The following is a 639-nucleotide window of genomic DNA, read 5'->3' as shown; positions in this document are numbered from 1 at the left end:
TTCAAGCTCTTTACGAAGCGCAGCATTCTCTGATTGGAGTTTGTTGCGTTCAGCCTCGCCTTCCATCAAGCCTTCCATCAAGCCTTCCTTACGGCCTTCTTCGACGCCTTGATGGTATAGTCTGACTTCCGGCAAATCCAAAACTTTTCCGCCCATAACACCACCTACCTTTTCCTGCACAGTTTTGTGTTTGATAGTAAGTTTGTATAGTACCTTGTGTGTTAACCTAATGATAACACCGTAGGAATAGGCTGACAAGTTGCCTGCTTGAAGTTCTTTATCCAGTCTTGCGATGATGTTTTTGTATACTTCGGCGAGTTCTTCGGTTCGGGATGAGTCCTTATTGATCGCTTTGAACTGTTTTTCATAATTGAAGATATAAAACGGAATCAGTAAGTACAACCTGTGGGCGAAGATGCTGTCGATTGTATAATCAGAGACCTTTGCAATTTTGGCGTCATATTCTAATTTGCCGCCGGGAGTTGTGAGTATGATTCTGGCGGTGTCAGGAGTTCTGGCGGACTTTCTAAGGAGCAGTAGACCGGTGTTGGGGAAGTTTACGCGTAAAACAGATCCTCTTACGACACTTGTATCTACGGCAACCTGCGAATCATATTCAAAGAGCTTGACGAGTAATGA

The 639-nt window shown here is 44.1% G+C and carries 1 pseudogene; it reads right to left on the bottom strand.

What is annotated here, in order from left to right:
- Positions 1-639: pseudogene (locus NXH67_RS00690) on the bottom strand (hypothetical protein); the annotation flags it as partial.

The sequence above is a fragment of the Butyrivibrio sp. DSM 10294 genome (genome assembly GCF_028539135.1).
Classification (GTDB): domain Bacteria; phylum Bacillota; class Clostridia; order Lachnospirales; family Lachnospiraceae; genus Butyrivibrio.
Note: the sequence above shows the minus strand (reverse complement) of the source record. Positions and strands in the feature narration are given on the sequence as shown.